The organism is Streptomyces sp. NPDC001980, from assembly GCF_040296885.1.
Taxonomy (GTDB): domain Bacteria; phylum Actinomycetota; class Actinomycetes; order Streptomycetales; family Streptomycetaceae; genus Streptomyces.
Genome location: NZ_JBEOYD010000042.1, coordinates 63,657 through 86,482 on the forward strand (window position 1 = coordinate 63,657; position 22,826 = coordinate 86,482).

Here is a 22,826-nt window from a genome sequence, read left to right on the forward strand (position 1 = left end):
CCGAAGGCAGGGGGGCGGGCCGGTGCCGCGGGCGCGGTGGTACCCGGCCGACCCGGTAGCCTTCCTGGGGAAGGAGCACGCGACAGGGGAGGATCCGGCGGTGCACGTCCAGGAATGGCTCGACTCGGTGCCTGCGGTCGCCGTCTACGCCGTGGTGGCGCTGGTGATCGGACTGGAGAGCCTGGGCATCCCGCTGCCGGGCGAGATCGTCCTGGTCTCCGCCGCGCTGCTCTCCTCCCAGCACTCGGGCGTCAACCCGTTCGTCCTCGGCGCCTGCGCGACCGCGGGCGCGGTGATCGGCGACTCCATCGGCTACGCGATCGGCCGCAAGGGCGGCCGTCCGCTGCTGGCCTGGCTGGGGAAGAAGTTCCCGAGCCACTTCAGCGAGGGCCACGTCGCCACCGCCGAGCGCTCCTTCGAGAAGTGGGGCATGTGGGCGGTCTTCGTCGGCCGCTTCATCGCCCTCCTGCGCATCTTCGCGGGCCCGCTGGCCGGCGTCCTCCAGATGCCGTACTGGAAGTTCCTGACCGCCAACCTCCTGGGCGGCATCTGCTGGGCGGGCGGCACGACAGCGGTCGTCTACTACGTCGGCATCGTCGCGGAGGACTGGCTGAAGAGGTTCTCGTACGTGGGGCTGGCGGCCGCGGTCCTCTTCGGCCTGGCGTCGATGCTGTTCGTCCGCCGCAAGGCGAAGAAGGCCCAGGTCACCCAGAAGGAAGCCGAACCGGTAAGCGCCGGGGAGTAGATGTTTTTAGGGGCGCTGGGGGTACCCCCGGCCGAAGGCTGGGGGAGGAACTGCGCGACCAGCCCCCCCACGCACCCGCACCCGCCGTGGAACCTACTCATGCACCCCGCGATGCGCCTTGGCCAACTCCGCATAGAAGGTCCCGTTGAGGGTCACCCCCTCCCGCTCCTCCTCCGTCAGCTCGCGCCGCACCTTCGCCGGCACCCCCGCCACCAACGACCCCGGCGGCACCACCATCCCCTGCGGCACCAACGCCTGCGCCGCAACCAACGACCCCGCCCCGATCACGGCCCCGTTCAGCACGGTCGCCCCCATCCCGATCAGGCAGTCGTCCTCCACGGTCGCCCCGTGCACCACCGCGTTGTGCCCGATGGACACCCGCTCCCCGACGCTCACCGGAAACCCCGGATCCGCGTGCAATGTCACATTGTCCTGGACGTTCGCGTGCGCCCCCACGGTGATCTTCTCCACGTCCCCCCGCACCACCGCCCCGTACCAGACACTCGCCCCGGCCTTGAGCGTCACGTCCCCGATCACCGAGGCGGTCGGCGCCACGAACACGTCGGCCTCGATCTTCGGCTCACGCCCCCCGATCCCCACGATCAGAGCCTGCTGAGTCATCACCGTCTCCCGTCGTCGTCGATTCCCCGGCAACCTAGCCCACCGCCTGGGGCGAAGATCACAGCAGCCCGCCCTCTTTAAGTCGGCGCCCGCTGAGTAGCGTGACAGCGTGCCGAAGCCCAAGAACACGTTCTCGTCCTGGCGCCGCCGCCTCGCCCAACGCGCAGTGCACGCGGCCTGGGCCTGGGTGCAGCGCACGGGATCCGTCACCGCCGACCACCCCGGCCGCTTCCGGTTCGGCGCCCTCGGCGAGGCCACCCGGCTCGCCTTCCCGCTCGGCACGGTCTTCGGCGAACCGTGGATCCACCTCGGCTCGCACTGCATCGTCGGCGAACAGGTCACCCTCACCGCGGGCCTGATGCCCGACCTCGACCTCGGCCCCGACCCGATCCTTCGCATCGGCGACGGCGTCGTCCTCGGCCGCGGCAGTCACGTCATCGCGGACACGACGGTCACCATCGGCAGCGACTGCTACTTCGGCCCGTACGTCTACGTCACCTCCACCAACCACTCCTACGACGACCCGCACGAGCCCATCGGCAGGCAGTGGCCCCGCATGGAGCCCGTGGAGATCGGCCCGGGCTGCTGGATCGGCACCGGCGCGGTGATCCTGCCGGGGGCGCGGATCGGCCGGAACGTCGTGGTGGCCGCCGGCGCGGTGGTCCGGGGCGCGGTGCCCGACCACGCCGTGGTGGCCGGCGCGCCCGCCCGGGTCGTACGCCGCTGGACGCCCGAGACCGGCTGGCAGCCGCCGCTGCGCACGCCCCCGCCGGTGCCGATCCCGGCGGGCACCACGCCGGAGCAGCTGCGCGCGCTGGCGGAGCTGGACGAGCAGGACGTGGCGCGGCTCGCCGAGCTGGAGCCCGAGAGCTGAGCGGTGCCCGGGCGGGCCGTCGGCCGCCGGTTCAGCCGGTGGCCAGCAGCAGGGTTCCCACCAGCGCCAGCCCGGCGCCCGCCGCCTGGATCGCGCGCAGCCGTTCGCTGAGGAAGCCGCGGGCCGCGAGCGCGGTGACCACCGGGTAGAGCGAGGCGAGCACCGCGGCGACGGTCACCGGGCCGTGCTGGGCGGCGACCGAGTACGTGCCGTTGGCCGCGACGTCGGCGAGACCGACGAAGCCCAGCGCCGGGAGCGTGGACCAGGCGAAGCCGCCCTCCGGCAGCGCGGGCGCGCCCTGCCGCACGGACAGCCACAGGGCCGCGCCGCCCGTCGCAACGCTGGTCAGCCGCTGCACGAAGAGGGCCAGGAAGAGGCCGGTGACCGTGGTGGACGCCTCCGTGATCAGCGCGAACACCGTGCCGAAGCCGCCGGCGGCGACCAGGGTGAGCAGGATCGTCCGGCGCTGCACGGGCGCGCCACGCAGCTGCGGGCCGCCGGCCAGCACGACCCCGGTGACGGCGACCGCGATACCCGCCACCTGGAGCAGCCCCGGCCGTTCACCGAGGAACAGCCCGACCCCGACCGGGACGGCGACGCTCAGCGTGGCCAGCGGGGAGACCACGCCCATCGGGCCGAGGGCGAGGGCCTTGTAGAAGGAGAAGAGCGCGACCGGTCCGACCAGCCCCGCCGCGACCGCGAACCAGAGCCGGGGCCCGGCCTCGCTCCAGCCTCCCGTGACGACCACGATCACACCCAGTACGACCGCCGCCAGGCCCTGCGACACGACGACCACCGTGAGCGCCGGGGCGCGTCGCGTGAGCAGCCCGCCGCCGAAGTCGGCCAGCCCCCACAGGAGACTGGTGGTCAGGGCGAAGAATGCTGTCACGGCCCGCCTCGCAGTACAGTTCGGTGAACGATCAGGTACACCCCATCGTAGTTCAGTCAGATGAACTGCGTCATTCAGAATATTGGACCACAATGCTTTCCACGATGGACGGAACGTGTCGGACCTCGACCTGCTGACCCAGTCCCTGGCCCGCAACGTCAAGCACTGGCGCGCGGTGCGCGGCTTCACCCTGGACGTGCTCGCGACCCGGGCCGGGGTCAGCCGCGGCATGCTGATCCAGATCGAGCAGGCCCGCACCAACCCGAGCATCGGCACGGTCGTCAAGATCGGTGACGCGCTCGGCATCAGCATCACCACCCTGCTCGACTACGAACAGGGCCCGAAGGTCCAGATCATCCCCGCCGACAAGGCGGTACGGCTGTGGCACACCGACGCCGGCAGCTACAACCGGCTCCTCGCCGGCACCGAGGCGCCCGGCCCGCTGGAGATGTGGGACTGGCACCTGATGCCGGGCGAGAGCAGCCCGTCGGAACCCCACCCCACCGGTACGGTGGAGATCGTCCACGTCATCGCCGGTGAACTGACCCTCACCGTCGACGGCACCGAGTACCGCGTGCCGACCGGGGCCAGCGCCTCCTTCGAGGCCAACACGGCCCACGTGTACGGCAACACCGGGGACGTGCCGATGGAGATGGTCATGACGGTCTCCGTACCGCCCGTGCCCTGAGCCCGGCGGGCGGGGCTGTTAGCGTGCGGACATGCGCGCACCCATCGGAGACTTCGACACCGCCGTCCCCGCCCCCGACTGCCTCGACGAGCTGACCGCGCCGGTCGCCGACGCCCTGCGCGCGTGGACCGGTGCTGTGCCCGCCGACCGGATCGTCTACGTCGAGACCGACCCGCAGTGGGCGGACACCGCGGTCTTCGTCGAGCACTACGGGCGCGATCTGCTGGAGAAGTCGGCCAACTGCGTGGTGGTGGCGGGCAGGCGCGGCGGCGAGACGACCCTGGCCGCCTGTCTGGTGCTGTCCACCGCCAAGGTGGACGTCAACGGCGTGGTGCGCCGCCAACTCGGCGCCCGCAAGGCCTCGTTCGCCTCGACGGACACCGCGACCGGCTCGACCGGCATGGAGTACGGCGGCATCACCCCGATCGGACTCCCGCGCGACTGGCCGCTGCTGGTGGACCCGGCCGTGGTCGACCTGCCCTACGTCCTGGTCGGCAGCGGCCGTCGGCGCGGCAAACTCCTGGTCCCCGGCAAGGCGTTCGCCGAGCTGCCGGGCGCGGTCGTGCTGGCGGGGCTGGGCGTCTAGGAGCGGGGGTGCGCGTGGTGCGCCAGCGCCAGATGCGGGTCCGCCTGGCCCGGCGCCGGCGCCGGATCCGCGTGCACCAGGGCCGCCGTCAGCCGCGGTACGGCGTGCAGCAGCGCGTGTTCCGCCGCGACGGCGATCGCGTGCGCCTGCCGTACGGTCGCCTCGCCGTCGACCACGACCGCCACCTCGGCGCGCAGCCGGTGCCCGATCCACCGCAGCCGCAGCTCACCCACCGCCCGGACTCCCGGCACCTCCCGCACCGCCCGCTCGGCCCGGTCCGTCAGCTCCGGGTCCACCGCGTCCATCACGCGCCGGAACACCTCGCGCGCCGCGTCCCGCAGCACCAGCGCGATCGCCGCGGTGATCGCCAACCCCACCAGCGGGTCGGCGAGTTGCCAGCCGAGGGCGGCACCGCCGGCCCCCAGCAGCACGGCCAGTGAGGTGAATCCGTCGGTACGGGCGTGCAGCCCGTCGGCCACCAGCGCGGCCGAGCCGATCTCCCGGCCCACCCGGATCCGGTACCGGGCCACCCACTCGTTCCCGGCGAACCCGACGAGCGCGGCCACCGCGACCGCCGTCAGGTGCGTGACCGGACGCGGATCCAGCAGCCGTTCCACGGCCGTCCACGCGGCGAAGACGGCCGACGCGGTGATCGTCAGCACGATCGCGATCCCCGCGAGGTCCTCGGCCCGCCCGTAGCCGTAGGTGAAGCGACGGTTCGCCGCGCGGCGCCCGAGCACGAAGGCGATGCCCAGCGGTACGGCGGTCAGCGCGTCCGCCGCGTTGTGCACCGTGTCCCCGAGCAGGGCCACCGAGCCGGACAGGACCACCACGACCGCCTGCACGAGCGCCGTCGCGCCGAGCACGGCCAGCGAGACCCAGAGCGCGCGCATGCCCCGCGCCGACGACTCCAGCGCGGGGTCGAGCTTGTCGGCCGTCTCGTGGGAGTGCGGCGTCAGGAGGTGCGTCATACGGTGCCGGAGGCCGCCGGACGCGGAGGGGGAGTGGGAGTGGTCGTGCCGGTGGTCGTGTTCATGGCCGTGGGCGGGCTCGCCGCGCCGGTCGGGGGCGTGGGCGTGCTCGTGGGGGTGGCGGTCGTCCGCGGGTGTGTGCGGGTGGGGATGACGGCCGTCCGCGTGTGCGTGTTCGTGATGGTGCCGGTCGCTCATGCGGCTCCCCTCTCCGGTGTGCGGGACGTGGACACGGGACGCCCACGACGCCATTATGTGCGTATGAGCGCACGCTTGCACCTATCACCTGCGCATCATGCGCATCCGCGCACCCCCGGCGAGGAACAGTTCGCGCTCGCCGCCGAACTCCTGGCCCTGCTCGGCGACCGCACCCGGCTCACCCTGCTGCACGCCCTGACGACCGGGGAGGCCGACGTCACCACGCTCACCGAGGTGTGCGGCGCCGCCCGGCCGGCCGTCAGCCAGCATCTGGCCCGGCTGCGGCTCGCCGGTCTGGTGGGCACGCGCAAGGAGGGGCGGCGGGTGGTGTACTCGCTGCGCCACGGTCATCTGCGGCGCCTGGTCGAGGAGGCGCTGAAGGTGGCGGACCACCGGCTGACCGAGACGGCTACCGCAGCAGATGGTTGAGCTTCTCCAGTAGGACGAGTACCGCCTCTGGGTCACTGGTCTCGGCCGCCAGTGCCGGGCCGAGGGGTGCTTCCTGCACCGCCTTCATGCGGGCGGACGGCTCGGCGGCCGGGCTCAGCAGCGTACGCCGGCCGTCGCGCGGGTCGGGTTCGGCCATGACCGCCTCGGCGCTGCGCAGCCGGGCCACGCAGTTGGAGACCTGGCTCTGGGCCAGGCCGGTGCGCTTGGCGATCTCGGTGACCGTGGTCCGGGGGTGGTCCCGCAGGTCGGCGGCGACGATCAGCACCGTGCCGATGCTGGTGGGGTGTTCGCCGATGCCGTCCGTGGGGATGGCGGACTCGGCGAGCTTCTGGAGGCGGTGGCCCAGCAGATAGAGGTCGGTGACGTTCACGCCCCCAAGATACATCCATAGAAGATGCATCTCATCTTGATGCATCTCCATCCGATGGATATGCTTCTGCTCATGCTGAAGACGACGAAGCTCCGCGGCAACCCCTGGGCCGTCCTGGTCACCCTGTCCCTCGGGTTCTTCATGACCCTGCTGGACATGACGATCGTCAACATCGCGATCCCGGACGTGATGAGCGACCTGCACACCGGGCTCGACCAGGTGATGTGGACCGTCAGCGGCTACACCCTCGTGCTGGCCGCCCTGCTGGTGACGGCGGCCCGGCTCGGTGACATGAGGGGGCAGCGGACGCTGTTCGCGGCCGGGGTCGCGGTGTTCACCGCGGCCAGCGCGGTGTGCGGGCTCGCCGGCGGAGTCGGGGTCCTCGTCGCCGCCCGGCTCGTGCAGGGGCTGGGGGCGGCGCTGCTCACCCCGCAGACCATGGCGTTGGTCGTGGCCGTGTTCCCGGCCGGGCGGCGCGGCACCGCGCTCGGCGTGTGGGGCTCGGTCGCCGGGGTGGCGACGCTGTCCGGGCCGACGCTCGGCGGGCTGCTGGTCAGCACGGTCGGCTGGCGCTGGGTCTTCTTCGTCAACGTCCCGATCGGCCTGCTGGTCCTCGCCCTCACCTTCCTCCTCGTGCCCGACCTGCGCACCGGCCGCACCCACCGGCTCGACCTGTCCGGTGCCCTGCTCGCCACCGCCGCGCTGACCTGCGTGACCTTCGCCCTGATGGAAGGCGACCGGTACTCCTGGAACGCCGGGATCCTCGCGCTCGGCGCCGCCGGGCTCGCTCTCGCCGGCCTGTTCCTGCGTCAGCAGGCGCGCCGCCAGGGGACAGAGCCGCTGGTGCCCTTCCGGCTCTTCGCCGACCGCGGCTTCACCGTGATGACCGCGTTGGTCGGTGCGATCGGCGCCGCCCTGATCGCCGCCGTGCTGCCGCTCGGCCTCTACTTCCAGCAGCAGCTCGGCTTCAGCGCGGTGCACGCCGGGCTCGCCCTCGCGCCCTCCCCGCTGGTCTCCCTCCTCGTCTCGCCGTTCGCCGGACGTTTCAGCGACCGGATCGGCGGCCGCCAAGTGCTGCTGGCCGGACTGGTGTCCTTCTGCGCGGGACTGCTCGCGGTGATCCTGCTCGCGCAGGGCTCGGCCACGGCACCGGTCTTCACCGTGCCGCTGATGTTCATGGGCCTCGGCACCGGCTGCATGATCGCCCCGCTCTCCACCGAGGCGATGCGGCACGTGCCCGCGTCCCTGGCCGGAGCGGCCTCCGGGGTCAACAACACGGTCCGGCAGCTGGGTTCGGTCCTGGGTTCGGCCGCCGCGACCGCCCTGATGGCCGCGGGGGCCACGCCCCTGGCCGGTATCCATCTGGCCATGGCCCTCGCGGTCGTCCTGCTCGCCCTCGCCGGTACGGCGCTGTTCACGACCCGTACCGGGAACCCGGCGGCCGTTCCCGCGTAGTGCTCAGAAGGCGGCGGCCGCACCGAGGTACTGCTCGGCGAAGGCCGTCGCCGCCGTGCGCGAGGTGAACAGCCGGCGCAGCCTGGCCAGGCTGGTGCCCGCGAGGAACGGATCGCCGGAGGCCGTGCCGTGGTAGATGCCGGACAGGAACTGGGAGAACTCCTGGTAGTCCCAGACCCGGCGCAGGCAGGCGTGGGAGTAGCCCTCCAGGCCGGTGTCGTCGCCCTTGGTGGCGTGCGCGGCGAGCGCGTCGCCCAGCAGGAAGGCGTCGTGCAGGGCGAGGTTCATGCCCTTGGCGGCGATCGGCGCGGTCAGGTGCCCGGCGTCACCGGCCAGGAAGAGGCGGCCGAACACCAGCGGTTCGACCACGTAGTCGTGCATGTCCAGCAGGCGCTTCTCGATCAGCCGCCCCTCGGCGAGCGGCGGTGCCCCGGCCGCGCCGAGCCGCTCGCGCAGCTCGTCCCAGACCCGGTCGTGCGGCCAGTTCTCCGGGTCGTCGCCCGGCGGGCACTGCAGGTAGTAACGGGTGACCTCGGGGCTGCGCGCCATGTGCCCGGCGAAACCGTTCGGATGGACGCCGAACACCACACAGTCCGAGGACGGCGGCGCCTCGGCCAGCAGCGCCAGCCACGCTATGCCGTAGTCCTGCCGGGCGATGCGCACCCGCCCCTGCGGTATCGCGTCCCGGGTCACCCCGCGCGCCCCGTCGCAGCCCGCCACGAACTCGCAGCGCAGGACGTGCCGTTCGCCGGTCGCGGGGTCGACGTACGACACGGCGGGCCGGTCCGTCTCCAGGTCGTGCAGCGCGACGTCCCGCACCCCGAACCTGATGTCCCCGCCGCGTACGTCGGCGTACTCCCGCACCAGGTCCGTCACCAGCAACGGCTGCGGATAGACGTAGTGGTGATGGTCCGTCAGTTCGCTGTAGTCGAACCGGAACCGGTCGCCGCCGAAGCGGAACTCGCACTCGCTGTGCACCTGCGCCCGGGCCACCAGGCCGTCGCCCAGGCCGCGTTGCCGGAGCCCGCGCACCGCCCATTCCTCGATGACCCCGGCCCGCGGCCGGGTCTCGATGAACTGTCTGCTCTCGGTCTCCAGGACCACGCAGTCGACGTCGGCTGCCCGCAGGATGTTCCCGACGGTCAGCCCGGCGGGCCCGGCACCTACGACGACGACCGTACGGCGTTCTTCGGACGGGGAGTTGCTGTGGGGGGAGGGGTGAGTCACCCCCGCATTATGACGGTGTCCCGTCAGCCACGGCAGTGCCGCCGTGGCTGACGGGACGCGGGTGAGGAGGACGGGTCAGTGCGCCGGGGCGTCGGTGACCACGACCTCGTCGATGCTGCGCTCGATGTCCTGGGCCGTGGAGGCGGTCGCCTTGGCCCAGTAGTAGATGCCGATCGAGAAGACGGCGATGACCAGGATGTCCCACCACAGCGCGATGTTGTTCTGGCCGCCGAAGCTGCCCTGCCAGGAGATCAGGCCCATGCCGATCAGGTAGACCGGCAGCCACTGCGCGGCCCGGAAGTCCAGCCGGGGCGCGTCCGGCAGGTTCCTGCTGTGGGCGTAGAAGGCGTAGCCGCCGAGCAGCAGGTAACCGAGGATGATCGCGAGACCGAGCCGCCACAGGATGTCCCAGCCGGACCAGTAGATGATCAGGTTGGCGACCACGAACGACAGCGGGGAGATCACCTTGCCGAAGGGCAGCCGGTACGGGCGCTCGCGCTGCGGCAGCTTGTCGGTGAAGACGCCGTACGCCAGCGGGGCACCGGCGTACATCAGCACGCTCGCCGAGGTGATGAAGCCGACCAGCTGCTGCCAGCTCGGGAACGGCAGGAAGCAGATCACACCGGTCACGAAGGACATGACGAGACCGAACCACGGCACACCGCGGGAGTCGGTCCGGGTGAAGATCTTCGGCGCGTAGCCGTTCTTCGCCAGACCGTAGGAGACCCGGGAGGTGGCGGTGGTGTAGATCAGGCCGGTGCCGCCGGGGGAGATGATCGCGTCGATGTACAGCACCACGGCCAGCCAGCCGAGGCCCACCAGGGTGGCGAGACCGGCCCACGGGCCACTGATGCCCGCGTACTTCAGGGCGGCCCAGCCGTGCGCGAACGTGCTGTGCGGCAGCGCGGCGATGAACACGACCTGGAGCAGCACGTAGATCACGGCGCCGATCGCGACCGAGCCGAGCGTGGCGCGCGGCAGGTCCTTCTTCGGGTTGCGGCTCTCGCCCGCCAGCTGGATGGCCTGCTCGAAGCCGAGCAGCGCGAAGATGATGCCGCTGGTGCTGATCGCGGTGAGCACGCCCTTCGCGCCGAAGGGTGCGAAGCCCTCGGAGTGGAAGTTGGCGGGGTGGAAGTTGCCGATGGCGATGATGAAGATCGCGGCCAGCGGCACGGCGATCTTCCACCAGGTCGCGGCGCTGTTGGTGTGCGCGAGCACCCGGACGCCGAAGAAGTTGACACCGACGAACAGGGCCATGAGCACGACGGCCACCAGCAGGCCGCTCGTGGTCAGGGTCCCGTCGGCGTGCTCCAGGTGCTGGGCCCACTTCCAGTGACCGGCGTAACCGATCATGGCCTCGACCTCGATCGGGGCCACGGTCGCCGCCTGGAGCCAGGAGAACCAGCCGAAGGACATGCCGGCCAGGCCGCCGAACGCGTAGTGCGGGTAACGGGCCGTTCCGCCCGCCACCGGGAACATGCCGCCGAGCTCGGCGTGCACCAGTGCCAGGAGCACGATCGCGACCGCGCCGATCACCCACGAGATGATCGCCGCGGGGCCGGCCATGCCGACCGCCTTCTCGGCGCCGTACAGCCATCCGGAGCCGATGATCGAGCCCACAGAGGCCCACATCAGGCCGATCAGGCCGACGTCCCGCCTCAGACCGCCCGAAGGTGTGATGTCCTCCGTCGCGGCTTTCTCGACACTCACCATGTCAAGTGGCCTCTCAGTTTCTGAACGCAGATTTAACGAGCAAGAGGGCACAAGTTAAGGGCGCACGCCGCAACCGGAGAAGAGTGTTGCCAAAGATTTGACCCTCGATCTTTCCTGTCTTGGCCAAAGCTTTTGCACAGGTCAGCGAGGGTCACAGAATGTCCGTATTCAGTTGTGTTTAGTGAGAAGAGGGTAAGACAGGCAAGCTCAGATCTTCCTCAAATCCGGCTCAGTTCTGGTCCAGGAGGGGAATTTCGATGGCCGGGCAGCGGTCCATGACCATGTCCAGACCCGCGGCCCGCACCCGCTCGTACGCCGCCTCGTCGACCACCCCGAGCTGGAACCACACCGCCTTCGCGCCCTTCGCCACCGCTTCGTCCGCGACCGGCCCGGCCAGCTCGCTGTTGACGAAGACGTCGACGACGTCGACCTCGAAGGGGATCTCCGAGAGGGACGCGTAGCCCTGCTCACCGTGCACCGTCTCCGCCTTGGGGTGGACCGGCACGATCCGCTTGCCGAACCGCTGCAGCACCTGCGCCACCCCGTACGCCGCCCGTCCCCGGTTGGACGACAGGCCGACCACCGCCCAGGTGTCACCCGTCCCGGTCAGAATCCTGCGGATCGTCGCTTCGTCGCCGTACACCGTCGGCCTCCTCGGCTCGGGGAACATTCGCCGTGGGCAACAGCGGCCGCCGGACCCTGATTCCCCGGCCCGGACCCGGTCCGCGCGGTACCGTCGGGACAGCCCACGCGGCAGGGGGTGTCGCATGTCCCGCATGTCCCGCCACGGTGACCTGAATCGTCGCAAGGTGCCTGCGTACGGCCCGCCACCCGCCTACGCTCAGCCCGTGCTGCGCATCCTCGACGCCAAGTCCGGTGAGACCGTCCCCGCCGTCTCCGCCCGCCGTGCCCTGACCCGGGTGGAGGCACACGCCTCCGGGTACGACCTGACGGCGCTGCGGGTCCTGCTCACCACCGACCTCCTCCTGCGCGCGCTGGAACTCGGCGGCACCCCGGTCCTGCCCCTGCTCATCGCCGACCGCCACCAGGCCGAGCTGCACGCGGCCGCCACCACCCTCGGCATCCGCCCCTTCGAGGACGGCCGTGACCTCGCCGCGGGACTGGGCGAGGCACAGGTCGTCCACGTGACGGCCACGGGCGGCACCGTGCCCGGTACCGGGACCGGCGTGACCGTCGCGGTCGCCCCCGCCGACGGACCCGACGCCGGTGTCCTCAACACCCTCGACGACCCCGCCGCACTGCGGCTCGCCCTCCTCGACGCCCCGCGCGGCACGGCCGTCCACCTCGGCGCCGGCGCCCTCGATGCGGCCGGACGGCGGCTCGGCAGGCTGCGCCGGTCGGTGGCGCACTGGGCACGCAGCCCCTCGCGGCCGGTGCCCGAGAAGGTAAGGGGACGACTGCGGGACGCCTGGGAGGACGACCTCGACGTGCCCGGGGTGCTCGGCGTGCTGCGCTGGATGGAGAACCAGCCCGAGATCCCGGACGGCGCCCGCTTCGAGACCTGCGCCTACGCCGACCGGCTGCTCGCCCTCGACCTCACCCGCGACCTCGGGCGGGCGGCGTGATCACCCGGGCGGGCGCGGGCCCGCTGCGCCGCCTGGTCGTCCTGCGGCACGCCAAGTCGGCCTGGCCCGAGGGCGTCCCGGACCGGCTGCGCCCGCTCGCGGACCGCGGCCGCCGCGACGCCCCCGCGGCCGGCCGTGCCCTCGCCGAGTCCGACTGCCTGCCCGACCTCGCGGTGTGCTCCACCGCGGTACGCGCCCGGCAGACCTGGGAGCTGGCCTCCGGCCAGTGGGGCACACCGCCGCCGGTCCGCTACGACGGGCGGGTGTACGCGGCCGACGTACCCGACCTGCTGGCGGTCGTGCACGAGGTGCCGGCCGAGGTGGAGACGCTGCTGCTGGTCGGGCACAACCCCGGCCTGGAGGAACTCGTCCTCGACCTCGCGGGCGACGGCCTCGACGACACCCTGGAGCAGGTGCGCAAGAAGTTCCCGACCTCTGCGATCGCCGTCCTGGCCTGGCACGGCACGACGTGGGCGGCCCTCGCCCCGGGGACGGCCCTGCTGACGGAGGTGACGGTGGCCCGGGGGAAGGAGCAGTGACAGCCGCCTGTCGCTGTGCGGGGTTCCGGTGCGGGCGGCGGAGTTCCGGTCGCGGGCGGTGGGCTCAGACCGGTCGCGGGCGGTGGGCTCAGACCGATTTGACCTCGCCGCCGTCCATCCGGAGGGCCGAGCCGGTCATCCAGCGTGCCGCCGGCGAGACGAGGAAGGCCATGAGTTCGGCGATCTCGTCCGGTTCGCCGTAGCGTCCGATGCCCGCCTCCCGGGGGAACCGGTCGGTGGCCTCCTCGACGGTCATGTGGTGGAGCGGTGCCCAGTGCTCCAGGTAGGAGCGGCGGCGGCCGGTCATCACCGGTCCGGGCAGGACGCTGTTGACCTGGATGCCGTCGGCGATGCCGCGATCGGAGAACGCCTTGGCCAGTGCGACGATCGCCGCGTTGACCGTGCCCACCGCGGCGTAGGGGGCTTTGGGAAAGAGCGCGGAGTTGCCCGAGATGAGGACGACGGACCCCTTGGTCTTCTTCAGGGCCGGCCACGCCGCGACCGTGAGGCGGCGGGCACCGTGCAGCTTGAGCGCGAGCCCCTGGTCCCACTGCTCGTCGCTCATGTCGAACAGATCGACCTGCGGGACGGCACCCGCGATGTTCAGCAGGGCGTCGATGCGGCCGAACATGGTGAGGGTCCTGTCGACGACACGGCGTGCCGCGGCGGGGTCGGCCAGGTCCACGTCGACGACCAGGGGTTCGGCGCCCGCTTCGGTGACGGCGGTCGCCGTCTTGGCGAGGTTGGCACGGTTGCGGGCCACGAGCGCGATCGAATCGAAGTCGCGCGCCAGCCGGATCGCGGTGGATCGGCCGATGCCCTGGCTGGCACCGGTGACGATGGCTACTGACTGAGGCATTGTGAATCCTGCTCTCGCGTGGGTGACCTCATGGCGGGAGCCGAGGTCGCGTGGTGCGAGCCGCCGGTGCCCGGGCGGGTGGCCGAGTCCGTGTCGGGGGAGCCACTCGCCCGGGCCACCCGGTCAGTTCGAGAGGAATCCGCGCATGGCGTCGGCGATCTCACCGGCGTGTGTCTCCAGCGCGAAGTGACCGGTGTCCAGCAGCCGGACGTCGGCGCCGGGGATGTCGCGTCGGAACGCTTCGGCTCCGGCCGGCAGGAAGAACGGGTCGTTGCGGCCCCAGACGGCCAGCAGGGGCGGCCGGTGGCTTCGGAAGTACTCCTGGAACGCGGGGTAGAGGTCGACGTTGCTCGCGTAGTCGAGGAAGAGGTCCAGTTGGATCTCGTGCGCACCCGGACGGGCCAGGTAGTGGTTGTCGAGCGTGTAGCCGTCGGGTGAGACCGAGGACGGGTCGGCGACGCCGTGGGTGTACTGCCACACCGTGGTCTCGGGCTGGACCATGGTCCGCAGAGCGTCGCGATGGGCCTGCGTGGGTTCCTTCCAGTACGCACGGATGGGGTTCCAGCCGTCGCTGAGTCCCTCCTCGTAGGCGTTTCCGTTCTGCGTGACGATGGCGGTGATCCGTTCCGGCTGCCGTAGGGCCAGCCGGAACCCGGTCGGGGCGCCGTAGTCGAACACGTAGAGCGCGTACCGATCGAAGCCCACCGCGTCGGTGAAGCCCTCGACGACGTCGGTGAGGGTTTCGAAGGTGTAGCCGAAGCTGTCACGGTCCGGCATGTCGGACTGTCCGAAGCCGGGCAGGTCGGGTGCGATCACGTGGAATCGGTCGGCCAGGTGCGGGATCAGGTCCCGGAACATGTGACCGGCGCTGGGGAAGCCGTGCAGCAGCAGCAGCTTCGGGGCGTCCGAGGGTCCTGATTCCCGGTAGAAGACCTTCAGACCGTTCACGTCGGCGGTGCGGTACTTCGTGGGGGCCATGGTGTGTCTCTCCTGCGGGTCGGTTCGGGGCGGGCAGCCGCCTGGTGGTCGTCACCTCGCGCCCGCCCCCGGATTGCCGGTCAGCTCGTGCGGGCCGGGTGCGCGGTCGTCACCACGTCATGCACGGCGTCGAGGACGATGTCCACGACATCCTGGGGCGCGGTGACCTGCGGCGTGTGGTCGACGGGGCGGGTGCGGACGTGGGCGCCCATCCGTTCGGCCGTGAAGCGCTGCGTCTCCGGGGCGATCATGCGGTCGTCCTCGGCGACCAGGAACCAGCTCGGGCGGTCCTTCCACAGCGGCCGCTCGATCGGGGCCCCGATACTGGGGGCGCCGATGGGGCGCTGCGCGGCGGCCAGGACCGCCTGGTCCTCGGCCGAGGCGTGCTGCGCGAAGGCGTCGGTGAAGTCCCTGTCGGACAGCCAGACCATCCCGTGCGGGTCGGGCGCGAGCTTCGGCGTCAGCGGGTGCGGCCGCCCGCGGTGGAACACGTCGCCGGCGGACTCTCCCTCGTCGGGCGCGAGTGCCGCCACGTAGACCAGGGCGGCGACCTTCGGGTGGCGTGTCGCCGTGATGACCGTGCCCGCATAGGCGTGACCGACCAGGACGACCGGGCCGTCGAGCCGCTCCAGTACGCGGTCGAGCGCCGTGACGTCGTCGGTCAGGGAGGTCAGGGGCAGGGGCGCTGCGACGACCCGCATGCCGTCGGCCTTCAGCGGGCCGATCACCTTCCTCCAACTCGATCCGTCGGCCCAGGCGCCGTGCACCAGCACGACGTCGATGTGGTTCGTGGACATGTTCCGTTCCTTTGCTCTCGCTGTCCCGGTGTTCGCTGCCGCCCCCGCGCTGTCTAACTTCTACGGTGAGGCTATACACGTTAGGACACTAACGGCAACTCCTCTACTTCATGCGTTAGAAAGGGGATGCCTTCTGTCTGACATGCACCAAGAAGGGACGGTGGGGGCTAATGGATAAGATGGATGTCATGACGACACCGCCCAGGCTTGAGGACATGCAGCGCGCCGGCTTTCCGATGGGAGGCGAACCCTCGGTCGCGCTGGACCTCGCGGACACCCTGATGCTCGCCGTCCAACCGCAGGTCGACCTGATCGGCACGCCGGCGGCCGTCGCAACCTGGTGGAGGTTGCAGGCGCCACGGCTGCCCGAGGGGCCCGTCCCCGGCCCGGAGGCCACCCGGGCGCTGCGGGCCGCGATCCGCGACGTGTTCGATGCCCACCTGGCCGGTCGGCCGCCTCAGGACACCTCCGTCGAGGACATCAACGCGGCCGCCGCGGCCGTGCCGACGAGTCCGCGCATCGTCAGGGGGGAGTCCGGTATCACCGCACAGACCCGCTGGCACACCGAGCAGGGCGGCAATGCGGCCCTCGCCGCCGTGGCCCGCGGGACCATCGAGCTGCTGGCCTCGCCCGAGCGGCTGGCCGCCGTGCGCCGGTGCGCGAATCCGTCCTGCTCGATGCTGTTTCTCGCCGCCACCAAGCGGCGGACGTGGTGCGCGGCCAACGTGTGCGGCAACCGGGTGAGGGTCGCCCGCCACTACGAGCGCACGCACGGGCAGCACCCGCGAGAGGACCTGCCCCCGGGTACCGGGTGATCCGGGCGTCGGTGGCGCGCGGTCGACCGGTCCGTCCGTGTCGCCGCGGGTGCACCGGTCACCGGCGCTCGGTCAGGGGCAGGCACCCTGGCGAGCGGCCCCCCGGCGTCCGCATAGGCTGGGCGGATGCAGGACGAGTACCGCACAGTCGCCCGCGCGGGCACGCACGAGACCGAGGTCAACCGCTCCCGCTTCCTGTGCGCCCTCGCCCCGGCGGCCACCGAGCAGGAGGCCCAGGACTTCGTCGCGGCGGTCCGCAGGGAGCACGCCGACGCCACCCACAACTGCTGGGCCTACGTCATCGGCGCCGACGCCGCCACCCAGCGGGCGAGCGACGACGGCGAACCGGGCGGCACCGCCGGCGTCCCCATGCTCCAGATGCTGCTCCGCCGCGACATGCGGTACGTCGTCGCCGTCGTCACCCGCTACTACGGCGGCGTCAAGCTCGGCGCCGGCGGCCTCATCCGCGCCTACGGCGGTGCGGTCGGCGAGGCCCTCGACACCCTCGGCACCCTCACCCGCCGCCGCTTCCGGCTGGCCACGGTGACCGTCGACCACCAGCGGGCCGGCAAGGTCCAGAACGACCTGCGCGCCACCGGCCGCGAGGTCCGCGACGTCCGCTACGGCGAGGCCGTCACCATCGAGATCGGCCTGCCGGACGTCGACGTGGACACCTTCCGCGCCTGGCTCGCCGACGCGACGGCGGGCACCGCGACCCTCGAACTGGGCGGGGAGGCGTACGGGGACGCGTGACGATCGGGGACGCCTGTTCGGGGACCTGACCGGCGGCCGGGCGCCCCGCCCACAATGACTCGCGTACGTGCGAAGGCGCTTGGGCCGGGTGAGCCCTTGCCACCACGAGTGAGGCCACGCGATGGCATTGCAGGTCGCCGAGGGGGACGAGACTCCCCGCGGCACTCCCCACGACACCCCCCACGGCGTGGAGCGGCCGTTCGTCGACGTCGGCTCCCCCTCGTTCCGTTTCGACGACCGCCGCCTGCGCGCGGCCCGCACGCAGGGCCTGCTCCCGGACAGCATCTACGGTCCCGTGGTCTGCGACCACGCCACGGTCGGACGGCTGTTGCGGCAGCCGACCCTGGTGCACGACCCCTGGCGGCAGCTCCGGTGCTCCGGGGTCACGGACCACGCGATCGGCTCCTGGTTCGCCTCGCTGCTCATCTTCTCCCGGGCCGCCGACCACGACGCGCTGCGGCAGCGCATGCGTCCCCTGCTGCGCGGCCCGGCCTTCGACCCGTCGTTCGCCGCCGCCGAGGCCCTCGCCGCGACCGCCGGCGTCGACGGCGCGTGCGAGTTCGTGGCCGACGTCGCCGACGCGATCGTGGACGCGCAGGCGGCGCGACTGCTCGACGTCGACAGAGGGACGTACCGCGAGATCGCGCAACCGGTACGGGACCTGGCGCTCATCCACCGGCTGATGCCGCTGGAGACGCTCGCACAGGCGAGGGCGGCCGTCGAGCACGTGCAGGACTTCCTCGGCCGGCTGGCCCGCCGGGAGGGCGTCACGGCGGCCGAGCGCCCGGACTGGACGCGCTCCCGGATGTCGCTCCTCATCGGGTTCGAGCCGTACCGTCTGACGCTCGGCCAGCTGGTCGCGGTGCTGGCGGACCACCCGCGGACCTGGTCGGCGGCGGCCGAGGACGAGACGGTCGCCCATTCCGCGGTGCGGGAGTTGCTGCGCTGGATGCCGACGGCGCCGATCCAGATCCGGTTCACCGAACAGCCGTTGACGCTGGCCGACCGCACCCTGGAACCCGGCCGTCCGGTACTCCTGTGCGCGGTGCAGGCCAACCGCGACGCGGAACCCGACGGCGACGCCTACCAGCCAGGGCGCGTGCCGTCCCGGCCGCACCTCAGCTTCGGCGCCGGCCTGCACTACTGCATAGGCGCCACGGCCTCCGAACGGCAGCTGACCGCCGTACTGCGTGCTCTGGCGGCCCGGTTCGGCGCACCGGAGCCGACGGGCGCGGCGCGGTGGGGCCCGCCGTCCGGAGTGCAGGGACCTGTCGAGGTCCCGGTCCGGCTGACCCGGCGCCCGACGTGACGTACCAGCACGCGACGTACAAACCGCACCCCCATGGAGAGACGGGCCATGCCGATCGCGTTGGTGTCCCATTGCCTTCTCAACCAGAATGCGAAAGTCAGTGACGGAGCCATCTGTCCCGGGGTGGTCTCGCCCGTGATCGACCTGCTTCGGCAGCGGAACCACCGCATCGTGCAGATGCCCTGCCCGGAATTCACCTTCGCCGGGCCGGACCGCTGGTGGCAGTCGAAGGAGCAGTACGACACCCCGACCTACCGCGAACACTGCCGCGAGCTCGCGCGGGCGGTCGTGGACGAGATGAGCGGGGACCCGTCGGCCGCCGACACCGAGGTCGTCGTGATCGGAATCGACGGCAGTCCCTCCAGCGGGGTCGGCCTGGTCACGAGCGCCCCCCGCTGGCGCGGCGAGCCGGGGCGGTCCGACGCGTGGACGGTGGTCCCGGGGCGCGGCGTGTGGATCGAAGAACTGGAGGCCGAGATCCGCGCACGCGGACTGCGGCCGCCGCGCCTGGTGGGCGTCGGAATGGACCTGCCCGGCGCGACACCGGATTCGCTGCGGCTCGACCTGGAGAGCGGGTTGGCGGGATGAGTGCGTCGCCCGGGATCGCGCACGGCGCCGCCGCGGACCGTCGCGGCGGCCGGGTCGCCGTGGTCGCGGCGGACCTGATCGGCACACCGGACGTGCTGGATGTCCTCGCCGACGCCGGCTACGGGGTGATCTCGCTTCCCACCACGTCCCACCGCACACTTCTGCGGTGCGTGGTCATCGACGCGCACCAGTACGCCGCACGCGGCTACACCGTGCGGAAGGTGGGCGTGCGCGGGGAGACCGACGACGGCCTGTGTCGCGGCGAGTGGCACTCGCTCGCGAGAGCGCTGCGGCTCCCCGACCTCACCGTTCCCGAGTTCCTGGTGAGCGCCGGTCCCGGGCCCGGGGCGCTGGCGGACCTGAGGACGTTTCTGAACTCCCGGCACGTACCCCGGAACGATGCGAACGCAGCTGACAGGAGCGCGACATGACCGACAGCCCGCCCGCCGTCCCGATCGAGGACCCGCGGTTCTACGTCGACGATCCGTGGCCGGTCTTCGCCCGGATGCAGGAGAACGCGCCCTTCTCCTACTACGAACCTCTCGACACCTTCGTGGTGACCCGGCACGCCGACATCCGGGCCGTCGCCGGCCTGCCGGAGATCTTCGTCAGCTCCAAGGGCCTGTTCCTCAACGACGTCAAGTACCAGGCGCAGGCCGGCGACGAGCTGATCACCGACAGCTTCTTCCCCAAGGGCGGCGAGCAGGTCGGTACCACGGACCCGCCGCGCCACGCGGAGCTGCGCCGCGTGATGGCACCGGCGTTCTCGGCGGAGGCGATGCGGCGGGTGCGGGAACCGCTGACCCGGGACGTCCGGGAACTCGTGGCCGGGATCGCCCCGGACACGGTGGTCGACTGGGTGTCCTACGCCAACCGGGTGCCGATCGACGCCGCGATCCGGATGATCGGGCTGCCCCACACGGAGTTCGAGCGCGTCCGGTTCTGGAGCGACGAACTGGAGAAGCTCGCCGGCGACCTGACGTTCGAGGAACTGCGGGCCGCGGCCGCCGAGTTCCAGAGCCTGCAGCGGTTCATCGTGGAGAACCTGGAGGCAAAGCGCCGCGACCCCGGCGACGGCGACCTCCTCACGGTCCTCCTGGCCGCGGAACTCGACGGCAGGGGCGTCTCCGAGGCCAACGTCGTCATGTTCGCCATGACCATGCTCGCAGCGGGCAACGACACGACCCGGTCCCTGCTCTCCGGACTGGTCCGGCAGCTGGCCCTCCACCCCGACCAGTGGGAGTTGCTCCGCCGCGACCGCTCGCTGATCCCCTCGGCCGTCGAGGAGACACTGCGCTACGTCACCCCGGCTCGGGCGATGCTGCGGACCGCGACGGAGGACGTCGAGATCGACGGCCGGCCGATCCGCGCCGGACAGCACGTCTACCTGATGTACATGGCGGCCAACCGGGACGAGTCCGTGTTCCCCGACGCCCACCGCTACGACATCACCCGGAGCGAGAGCGTCAGGCATCTGGCGTTCGGCGCCGGGATCCACCACTGCATGGGTGCCCGCCTTGTCCGCGCCCAGGCACCGATCGTGCTCGACGCACTGCTCGACCGGTTCGCCGGCGTGGAGCTCGCCGGCGAACCGACACCGGTCATGAACCACATCCGCAACGGCTGGACGAGCATGCCCGTGGTGTTCCGCGGCTGAGTGGCTGAGCGGCCGACGGGGCAACTGCCGTCGGCCGCCGAGGAGATCCCCGCATCGGCCCGGGGCATCCCGGGCCGGTCCGGATCAGTCCGGATCAGTCCGTGACCACGGAGGTGTTCAGGCCCTTGTCGTAGCGGTTGTGGGCGATGCGGATGCCCGAACTGCCGTGGAAGACGAACAGCGGCGAGCTGTACGGCGGTTGGTCCGGGCCGTCCAGGCGCCGGACGGTGTTGCCGGTGAAGGCGAAGCCACCGACGCTCTTGGCGTCGACGACGGTGACGTCGCCGATGTCGAACGCGTTCTGCTCGACCTTGATGTTGTGGTGCACCGGGTGCGCCGGGTCGACGACCTGGTTGGTCGGCTCCACGAAGATGACCGGACCGGTGGGCCGGGTGAAGGTGTTCCCGCGGATCGTGAGGTCGGTGACCGGACCGGACTCGTACCACTGGTAGGCGTCGGCGGAGACGTAGATGCTGGCCATGGACATCCCGTCGAACCGGTTGTCGGCGATGAGGACCGGCTTGCGGGTGGTGACCAGGACGCCGCGGGTCGGGACGTTGCGGAACACGTTGTGGGAGATGACCCCCGACGGGGTGGCCGTGATGTTCTCGACGACCGTGCCGTTGATCTCGGTCCCGCCGGGTACCGGCCGGTCGAGGGTGACGGTCATCGTGGTGAGGGACTTGTCGTGGTCCGTGCCGCTCGGCCCCTCGACCGCGGTGACCACCGCGTGCGCGTCCGTCAGCGGTGTCATCGTGCGCTTGTCGGTGAACTCGACCTCGTCACCCGGGGCGAACTGCGGGAATCCGGCGGTCTGCGGGTGTTCGTAGGCGAGGGTGACGGTGGCCGGGCCGGGCTTCCCGACGACCTCCAGATAGGTGCCGTGGATGTTGATCGGGTCGTCCTGCGGGCCGTCGAAGAGGCTCCGGGTGATCGAGACCTTCCCCTTGACGCCGGACATCTGCACGAAGTCCGCGAAGGAGGCCGTGGAGCGGCCGGACGCCGGATCGGGCGCGAAGTTCACCTTGTCGATCGAGATGTTCTCGCTGAACTGCCCCACCACGCCGAAGGACTGAAGGTAGTAGGCGTTCATCGAGCGCAGGGTCACGTTCTTCGACTGCCAGATGAACGCGCCCGGTTCCGTCCGCTCGATGTTGCGCATCTGGTAGACGAGCCCGGCGTCCGCCGGCCGGGCCGCGGTGGTGTAGTCGATCCGGATCCGGCGGTGGCCGAGGTCGGTGACCGAGGCGACGTCGTTGAACAGCGGGTTGTCCCCGCGCCGGGTCCGCTGTGCCGCCGGGTCGTGGATCTGGGTGTACTGGAGTCCGTCGGCACCGGACCAGTACGGCTGCCCGGTGGCCGGGCTGGTCTCGCCGAGCCAGGTGATGTGCGTGCCGTTCACCTGGTAGGGGCTGCCGGCGGGTATCGACAGGACGCGGTAGGCGTGCCCGTCGGTGACACCGGTGGCGGCGACGGTCGCGTCGACGACCTCGGGGGCCGCGTAGTCGAAGGAGAAGTTCGTGAAGGTCACGTTCGTGGAGCGGATCGACGCGAACGCCGTCTGCAGACCGTGGTAGACCAGCTCGGCCCCGCCGCCGTCGACGGTGACGTCGTGCATGTCCTCGACGAGCAGCCCGATCTTCTTGTCCCGGTAACGCTGGTCGGCGCCCACGGTGTTGGACACGTAGAGCTCACGCTTCTCGGCCCGTTCGGGATAGAGCTGGTAGGTGCCCTTCGAGAACACGATTCTGACCGGCCGGTCGATGCTCCGGGCGTGCCGCAGCGCCGCGGTGACGGCGGGCGTCGAGTCCGCCCGGCCCGTGGGGTCGGCTCCGTAGTCGTCCACGTCGACCACCACCGGGGTCGCTTTCGCCACCGCGGCGGCAGGAGGGCTGCCGGCGCCGCCGAGCAACGCGAGTGCAACTCCAAGAAACGCGAACCGAGACATGGACAGTCCCTCCGGGGCATCCGTGAGTGTTGATCGCTGCCAATTCGTGCTGTGTCGCCGCAAAGCAGAGGACGGGCGCGCCTTCGGGACGGCGCCCGTCAGCCCCACTCCCTCGTCGGGGGTGCGGTGCTGGCGCGGACGACGAGTTCGGGGTCGAAGAGGAGTTCGCCGACGGGGACGTCGCGGTTGCCGAGGAGGGCGAGGACGCTG

The 22,826-nt window shown here is 71.5% G+C and carries 25 protein-coding genes; 14 read left to right on the forward strand and 11 right to left on the reverse strand.

The annotated features are described in order from the left end of the window. The first annotated feature begins 100 nt into the window (after nt 1–100). Nucleotides 101–745 (forward strand): DedA family protein, encoded by a 645-nt coding sequence (locus ABT137_RS41395; protein ID WP_351717167.1) that lies wholly within the window; start codon nt 101–103, stop codon nt 743–745. A gap of 93 nt (nt 746–838) precedes the next feature. Here ABT137_RS41395 and ABT137_RS41400 read toward each other — a convergent pair whose 3' ends face one another. Then, the gene (locus ABT137_RS41400; RefSeq protein WP_351717169.1) at nt 839–1,366 is read right to left on the reverse strand and encodes a gamma carbonic anhydrase family protein; all 528 of its coding nucleotides are present in this window, start codon (nt 1,364–1,366) and stop codon (nt 839–841) included. Between the two features lie 109 nt (nt 1,367–1,475). On the opposite strand from ABT137_RS41400, the gene ABT137_RS41405 reads away from it, so the two are divergent. Continuing rightward, nucleotides 1,476–2,240: an acyltransferase gene (locus ABT137_RS41405; RefSeq protein WP_351717171.1), complete on the forward strand. Its 765-nt coding sequence runs from the start codon at nt 1,476–1,478 to the stop codon at nt 2,238–2,240. Nucleotides 2,241–2,271: 31 nt separating this feature from the next. Here the strand turns inward: ABT137_RS41405 and ABT137_RS41410 are convergent, their stop codons facing one another. After that, a complete protein-coding gene (locus tag ABT137_RS41410; RefSeq protein WP_351717173.1) occupies nt 2,272–3,129 on the reverse strand; it encodes a DMT family transporter in 858 nt (285 codons plus the stop codon). A 115-nt stretch (nt 3,130–3,244) separates the two neighbouring features. Between ABT137_RS41410 and ABT137_RS41415 the strand changes: the two genes are divergently transcribed. Together ABT137_RS41415 and ABT137_RS41420 are read left to right on the forward strand one after the other, a co-directional pair. Next, a complete protein-coding gene (locus ABT137_RS41415) occupies nt 3,245–3,817 on the forward strand; it encodes a cupin domain-containing protein (protein WP_351717175.1) in 573 nt (190 codons plus the stop codon). 31 nt (nt 3,818–3,848) lie between these two features. After that, nucleotides 3,849–4,403 carry a YbaK/EbsC family protein gene (locus ABT137_RS41420; protein WP_351717176.1) on the forward strand — a complete coding sequence of 185 codons (555 nt, stop codon included), beginning with the start codon at nt 3,849–3,851 and terminating at the stop codon, nt 4,401–4,403. On the opposite strand, the gene ABT137_RS41425 is transcribed toward ABT137_RS41420, so the two are convergent. Next, on the reverse strand, nt 4,400–5,572 hold the full coding sequence (locus tag ABT137_RS41425; RefSeq protein ID WP_351717178.1) for a cation diffusion facilitator family transporter: 1,173 nt from the start codon (nt 5,570–5,572) through the stop codon (nt 4,400–4,402). The two genes, ABT137_RS41420 and ABT137_RS41425, sit on opposite strands and share 4 nt — an antisense overlap. Nucleotides 5,573–5,635: 63 nt before the next feature. Between ABT137_RS41425 and ABT137_RS41430 the strand changes: the two genes are divergently transcribed. Next, the gene (locus tag ABT137_RS41430) at nt 5,636–6,001 is read left to right on the forward strand and encodes an ArsR/SmtB family transcription factor (RefSeq protein ID WP_351717180.1); all 366 of its coding nucleotides are present in this window, start codon (nt 5,636–5,638) and stop codon (nt 5,999–6,001) included. On the opposite strand, the gene ABT137_RS41435 is transcribed toward ABT137_RS41430, so the two are convergent. Further along, nucleotides 5,982–6,392, reverse strand: coding sequence for a MarR family transcriptional regulator (locus ABT137_RS41435; RefSeq protein ID WP_351717181.1), 411 nt, complete (start codon nt 6,390–6,392; stop codon nt 5,982–5,984). The two genes, ABT137_RS41430 and ABT137_RS41435, sit on opposite strands and share 20 nt — an antisense overlap. 72 nt (nt 6,393–6,464) lie before the next feature. Between ABT137_RS41435 and ABT137_RS41440 the strand changes: the two genes are divergently transcribed. Then, nucleotides 6,465–7,847, forward strand: a complete 1,383-nt coding sequence (locus ABT137_RS41440) for an MFS transporter (protein WP_351717183.1) — start codon at nt 6,465–6,467, stop codon at nt 7,845–7,847. A gap of 3 nt (nt 7,848–7,850) precedes the next feature. On the opposite strand, the gene ABT137_RS41445 is transcribed toward ABT137_RS41440, so the two are convergent. The 3 genes from ABT137_RS41445 to ABT137_RS41455 form a co-directional block, all read right to left on the reverse strand. Next, complete coding sequence (locus ABT137_RS41445) at nt 7,851–9,074, reverse strand: 4-hydroxybenzoate 3-monooxygenase (protein ID WP_351717185.1); 1,224 nt, start codon at nt 9,072–9,074, stop codon at nt 7,851–7,853. 75 nt (nt 9,075–9,149) lie between these two features. Beyond that, the gene (locus tag ABT137_RS41450) at nt 9,150–10,787 is read right to left on the reverse strand and encodes an APC family permease (RefSeq protein WP_351717186.1); all 1,638 of its coding nucleotides are present in this window, start codon (nt 10,785–10,787) and stop codon (nt 9,150–9,152) included. 229 nt (nt 10,788–11,016) lie between these two features. Further along, complete coding sequence (locus ABT137_RS41455) at nt 11,017–11,430, reverse strand: CoA-binding protein (RefSeq protein ID WP_351717188.1); 414 nt, start codon at nt 11,428–11,430, stop codon at nt 11,017–11,019. A 205-nt stretch (nt 11,431–11,635) separates the two neighbouring features. Here ABT137_RS41455 and ABT137_RS41460 point away from each other — a divergent pair, with 205 nt between their 5' ends. Together ABT137_RS41460 and ABT137_RS41465 are read left to right on the forward strand one after the other, a co-directional pair. After that, a complete protein-coding gene (locus tag ABT137_RS41460; RefSeq protein ID WP_351717189.1) occupies nt 11,636–12,373 on the forward strand; it encodes a hypothetical protein in 738 nt (245 codons plus the stop codon). Then, on the forward strand, nt 12,370–12,912 hold the full coding sequence (locus tag ABT137_RS41465; RefSeq protein WP_351717191.1) for a SixA phosphatase family protein: 543 nt from the start codon (nt 12,370–12,372) through the stop codon (nt 12,910–12,912). The genes ABT137_RS41460 and ABT137_RS41465 overlap by 4 nt, the downstream gene beginning before the upstream one ends. A gap of 88 nt (nt 12,913–13,000) precedes the next feature. Here the strand turns inward: ABT137_RS41465 and ABT137_RS41470 are convergent, their stop codons facing one another. From ABT137_RS41470 to ABT137_RS41480, 3 genes are all read right to left on the reverse strand, one after another. Beyond that, a complete protein-coding gene (locus ABT137_RS41470; protein ID WP_351717192.1) occupies nt 13,001–13,771 on the reverse strand; it encodes an SDR family oxidoreductase in 771 nt (256 codons plus the stop codon). 123 nt (nt 13,772–13,894) lie between these two features. After that, complete coding sequence (locus ABT137_RS41475) at nt 13,895–14,749, reverse strand: alpha/beta fold hydrolase (protein WP_351717194.1); 855 nt, start codon at nt 14,747–14,749, stop codon at nt 13,895–13,897. A gap of 80 nt (nt 14,750–14,829) precedes the next feature. Then, nucleotides 14,830–15,546, reverse strand: coding sequence for an alpha/beta fold hydrolase (locus tag ABT137_RS41480; RefSeq protein ID WP_351717196.1), 717 nt, complete (start codon nt 15,544–15,546; stop codon nt 14,830–14,832). A 188-nt stretch (nt 15,547–15,734) separates the two neighbouring features. Between ABT137_RS41480 and ABT137_RS41485 the strand changes: the two genes are divergently transcribed. The 6 genes from ABT137_RS41485 to ABT137_RS41510 all read left to right on the forward strand — a co-directional run bounded on the left by ABT137_RS41485 (nt 15,735) and on the right by ABT137_RS41510 (nt 20,668). Further along, nucleotides 15,735–16,361 (forward strand): CGNR zinc finger domain-containing protein, encoded by a 627-nt coding sequence (locus tag ABT137_RS41485; RefSeq protein WP_351717198.1) that lies wholly within the window; start codon nt 15,735–15,737, stop codon nt 16,359–16,361. A 126-nt stretch (nt 16,362–16,487) separates the two neighbouring features. Then, nucleotides 16,488–17,114, forward strand: a complete 627-nt coding sequence (locus ABT137_RS41490; protein ID WP_351717200.1) for a YigZ family protein — start codon at nt 16,488–16,490, stop codon at nt 17,112–17,114. Between the two features lie 121 nt (nt 17,115–17,235). After that, nucleotides 17,236–18,423 carry a cytochrome P450 gene (locus tag ABT137_RS41495; RefSeq protein ID WP_351717202.1) on the forward strand — a complete coding sequence of 396 codons (1,188 nt, stop codon included), beginning with the start codon at nt 17,236–17,238 and terminating at the stop codon, nt 18,421–18,423. A gap of 48 nt (nt 18,424–18,471) precedes the next feature. Beyond that, nucleotides 18,472–19,011, forward strand: a complete 540-nt coding sequence (locus ABT137_RS41500) for a hypothetical protein (RefSeq protein ID WP_351717204.1) — start codon at nt 18,472–18,474, stop codon at nt 19,009–19,011. Further along, entirely contained in the window at nt 19,008–19,442 is a 435-nt protein-coding gene (locus tag ABT137_RS41505) for a hypothetical protein (protein WP_351717206.1), read from the forward strand. The genes ABT137_RS41500 and ABT137_RS41505 overlap by 4 nt, the downstream gene beginning before the upstream one ends. After that, nucleotides 19,439–20,668, forward strand: coding sequence for a cytochrome P450 (locus ABT137_RS41510; RefSeq protein WP_351717208.1), 1,230 nt, complete (start codon nt 19,439–19,441; stop codon nt 20,666–20,668). Before ABT137_RS41505 ends, ABT137_RS41510 begins: the two co-directional genes overlap by 4 nt. 94 nt (nt 20,669–20,762) lie before the next feature. Here the strand turns inward: ABT137_RS41510 and ABT137_RS41515 are convergent, their stop codons facing one another. Then, nucleotides 20,763–22,616 (reverse strand): alpha-1,3-galactosidase-related protein, encoded by a 1,854-nt coding sequence (locus ABT137_RS41515; RefSeq protein ID WP_351717210.1) that lies wholly within the window; start codon nt 22,614–22,616, stop codon nt 20,763–20,765. Between the last annotated feature and the right edge of the window lie 210 nt (nt 22,617–22,826).